The 3,487-nt window shown below is 71.9% G+C and carries 5 protein-coding genes; 2 read left to right on the top strand and 3 right to left on the bottom strand.

Annotated features, from left to right (window positions below):
• Nucleotides 1–337, bottom strand: a 337-nt coding sequence (locus tag IJH84_RS28660) for a helix-turn-helix transcriptional regulator (protein ID WP_295151153.1), incomplete at its 3' end; no start/stop codon positions are given.
• Nucleotides 338–438: 101 nt separating this feature from the next.
• Between IJH84_RS28660 and IJH84_RS28655 the strand changes: the two genes are divergently transcribed.
• Entirely contained in the window at nucleotides 439–1,200 is a 762-nt protein-coding gene (locus tag IJH84_RS28655; RefSeq protein ID WP_295151151.1) for an SDR family oxidoreductase, read from the top strand.
• Nucleotides 1,201–1,225: 25 nt separating this feature from the next.
• Here IJH84_RS28655 and IJH84_RS28650 read toward each other — a convergent pair whose 3' ends face one another.
• Nucleotides 1,226–1,465, bottom strand: coding sequence for a hypothetical protein (locus tag IJH84_RS28650; protein ID WP_295151149.1), 240 nt, complete (start codon nucleotides 1,463–1,465; stop codon nucleotides 1,226–1,228).
• Nucleotides 1,466–1,540: 75 nt separating this feature from the next.
• A complete protein-coding gene (locus IJH84_RS28645; protein ID WP_200068585.1) occupies nucleotides 1,541–1,768 on the bottom strand; it encodes an SCO4848 family membrane protein in 228 nt (75 codons plus the stop codon).
• Nucleotides 1,769–1,999: 231 nt separating this feature from the next.
• Between IJH84_RS28645 and IJH84_RS28640 the strand changes: the two genes are divergently transcribed.
• Entirely contained in the window at nucleotides 2,000–3,229 is a 1,230-nt protein-coding gene (locus IJH84_RS28640; RefSeq protein ID WP_295151146.1) for a D-alanyl-D-alanine carboxypeptidase family protein, read from the top strand.
• Nucleotides 3,230–3,487 lie beyond the last annotated feature (258 nt).

Genomic DNA, 3,487 nt, shown 5'->3' with positions numbered 1-3,487 from the left:
GGCGATCGAGCACCCGCAGCAACGCGGGCGCGACGTGCGTCGCCGCGTCCATGGACGTCGGCGCGCTTTGCCCGGCGATGCGGAACAGGTGGTCGCGCTCGTCGGCGGTGAGCCGCAGCGCGCGGGACAACGCGGTGAGCAGCTGCGCGCTCGGGTGCGGGCCGCGGCGCTGCTCCAGCCGCGTGTAGTAATCCGTGGACATACCGGCCAGCGACGCCACTTCCTCGCGGCGCAAACCGGGTGTCCGCCTGCGCGCGCCGTTGGGCAGGCCGACGTCGCCGGGCCGCAGCGCCTCCCGGCGGCGGAACAGGAAGCTCGCGAGCGCTGCACGGTCCATGCCGCCAGCATGGACCGCCCGGCCGCCTCTATCCAGGGATCGCGAGTCCCCCGGAGCACCGGTCTCTGCACCGTTGCCGATTTCCCGGTGAAACTCAGGGCATGGACATCACCGGAAACACGATCTTCATCCCCGGCGCCACCAGCGGCATCGGTCTGGCCCTCGCGCTGCGGTTGCAGGCGAAGGGCAACACGGTCGTGGTCGGCGGCCGCCGCGCGGAACTGCTCGAGCGCATCGGAGCCGACCACGGGCTCGACACCGTGCGGATCGACACCACCGACCCCGCGAGCATCCGCGCCGCTGCGGCCGAGGTGCTGGCCCGCCACCCCGAGCTGAACGTCCTCGTCCCGATGGCGGGGATCATGCGCGTCGAGGACTGGCACCGGCCCGAGTCCTTCCTCGGGTCGGCGGAAGAGGTCATCACCACCAACGTGCTGGGACCGATCCGGCTCATCGCCGAGTTCATCGAGCACCTCCGGACCCGGCCGGACGCCACGATCCTCACCGTTTCGTCCGGGCTGGCGTTCACCCCGCTGGCGGCGACGCCCAGCTACAACGCCTCGAAGGCCGCGATCCACATGCTCACCGAGTCGATCCGGTTGCAGCTGGCCGACACCAGCGTGCGGCTGCAGGAGATCGAACCGCCCGCGGTGCGCACCGAACTGCTGCCGGGCCAGCAGGACAGCGAGCACGCGATGCCGCTGGCCGAGTTCGCCGACGAGGTCATGTCGCTGCTCGAGAACCTGCCCGAAGCCCGCGAGATCCAGGTGGAGAACGTGAAGTTCCTCCGCTACGGCGAAGCGCGCGGCGATTACGACCAGGTCGTCGCCGCGCTCAACGCCGCCGACCCGCACGGCAAGTGACCGGCGTTCGGATCGGGCGGATCCGTCACCGCCGGTGCCAGAACAGCACTTCGGGGTTTTGCTCGGTCGGGCGGTCGAGTATCGGCTGAGGCAGCTGCCGCAGATGCTGGTCGAGGAACGCGGCGACGCAGCGGTTCCCCAGTTCGGCACCACGCGCCCCGGGCAGCGGCGTTCCGGGGTGGTGGATGCCGTACCCGTGCCCGGAGCCGTTCAGGGTGATCCAACGCTTCCACCCGTGCAGGCGCTCCCAGGTGCTGCGGAGCATCGGGACGTGGTGATTCGGCCACGGCGTCGGGTCCACCCGTGGCTGGTGCTGTGCACTGCTGCGTGCCGACGCCGGTCAGCTGCGGGTCGCGCGGAAGGCGCGCCAGCCGAGCACGCCGATGATCGTGCCGAGCACCAGCGAGACCGCCGCGATCACGAAGTGCACGTACAGGAAGGCCGTGGGCGAGGCGCCCGCCCAGGACTTCTCGTTGATCCAGATGTTGCGGAAGAAGGCGGGCCACAGCAGCCACGACCAGACCCCGAAGGCGAGCAGGAACAGCGCGGTACGGCGGGAGAACTTCACGTCTGCCAGTATCCGCCCGCCGCTGTCGCCGGCCGCACCTGGCCTCCGCTCGTCGCGCGGTGCCCGAACCGCGCACCCGCCCGTTCTCGGCGGACACCGAAAGTCGTACGGACGAATCCCGCGCAGGCCGCGTTTCGCTAGCCTTGGCGGGTGCCCGCGAGAACTCTCCCCCCGGTCCGCAGGTCCATCCCAACCGCACCGGAATCGCCGGTGCCGCAAGGAAAAGCCGGATTGCGCGTCGGCACCGCGCTATGCGCTGCGCTGACCCTGCTCGGCTCGAGCCCGGCCGTCGCGACGGCCCAGCCCGCGTGCCCGAACGCGGTCCAGCCGCCGGCACCGGTCGACACCTCCGAGGGGCCCGCGCCGGGAATGCCGAGTCCGCCGCCGCTGCCGGTGCCCCCGGAGCCCGTCGGCGGCGAACGGCTCGCCGAGTGCGCCGAGATCACACCGCCCGGTGTGGCCGCACCGCCGGTCGACCAGGTGGGCGCGCAGTCGTGGGTGCTGGCCGACCTGGACAGCGGGGAGGTGCTCGCGGCGCGCGATCCGCACGCCCGGCACCGGCCTGCCTCCACGATCAAGGTGCTCACCGCGCTGCTGGCGCTGCGCGAGCTGGACCTGGCCGACACGATCACCGCGACCCAAGCCGATGCCGACCAGGAAGGCAGCAAGGTCGGCCTGGAACCCGGCACGACCTACACGGTGCATCAAGTGCTCTCCGGAATGATCATGCAGTCCGGCAACGACGCGGCGCACGCGCTGGCGGTCAAGCTGGGCGGTGTCGACGAGACCGTCCGCAAGATGAACGCGCTCGCGCCCCGGCTCGGCGCGCACGACACGCGCACCGCGAGTCCGTCCGGATTGGACGGACCGGGGATGAGCACCTCGGCCTACGACCTGGCGGTGATCTTCCGCACCGCGATGCAGGACCCGGAGTTCGCGCGGATCGCCGGGACCGAGCAGATCCAGCTGCCCGGTAAACCCGGTGCTCCGCCGATGCCGGTGAGCAGCGACAACTCGGTGCTGTTGAACTACCCCGGCGCGCTGGGCGGCAAGACCGGGTTCACCGACGACGCGCGGCACACGTTCGCCGCGGCCGCCGAGCGCGGCGGCAGGCGGCTGGTGGCGGTGCTGATGCGCGGCGAGAACAAGCCGGTCCGGTTGTCCAAGCAGACCGAGAACCTGCTCGACTACGGGTTCGGCCTGCCCGCCGCGGCGCCGGTCGGGCGGCTGGTGTCCGAACCGCCGAAGCCTTCGGTCGTGGACGCCGCGCCCGAACCGCAGGCCGGTGCGGATTCCGCGGACGCGCAGGCGCAGGGAGCGATGTCCGGCACGCTCGGCTGGCCGTTGACGCTGCTCGCGGCCGCGGTGATCGCGGTGTCGGGGCTGTTCGCGCTGCGGCAGCGCCGGGCCAAGCTGGCCGCCGCGCGCAGGAACGCGAATTCCTCGGACGAACACCCCTGATCCCGGTGCGCAGCCGTGGATCGGTGCAAGCGGCGATAGGTCCTGCTTGAAACGCAGCGGCGCCCGAGGCGGCCTGCGCGGACCGTTGCCCGGACAGCGCCTGGCCCGGCGCGCTGTGCGCGGTGCCTCACCCGGTCGTTCTAGGTAGTACTCGGGTAATCGTGCGGGTTCGACGCGATGCGAGACGCGGGATTCTCGATTGCAGGAGCCGCCGGCAGCGCCGCCGGGCAGCCGGTCCGGGGAGCAGAGTGCCGGGCC

Origin of the sequence: Saccharopolyspora sp., assembly GCF_017434145.1 — a bacterium.
Taxonomy (GTDB): Bacteria; Actinomycetota; Actinomycetes; order Mycobacteriales; family Pseudonocardiaceae; genus Saccharopolyspora_C; species Saccharopolyspora_C galaxeae.
This window is presented reverse-complemented; position numbering and strand designations above follow the sequence as displayed.

Bases quoted from the DNA above. Each gene is read 5' to 3' on its own strand.
- IJH84_RS28655 (WP_295151151.1), top strand. From the start codon at position 439: ATGGACATCACCGGAAACACGATCTTCATCCCCGGCGCCACCAGCGGC.
- IJH84_RS28650 (WP_295151149.1), bottom strand. From the start codon at position 1,465: ATGCTCCGCAGCACCTGGGAGCGCCTGCACGGGTGGAAGCGTTGGATC.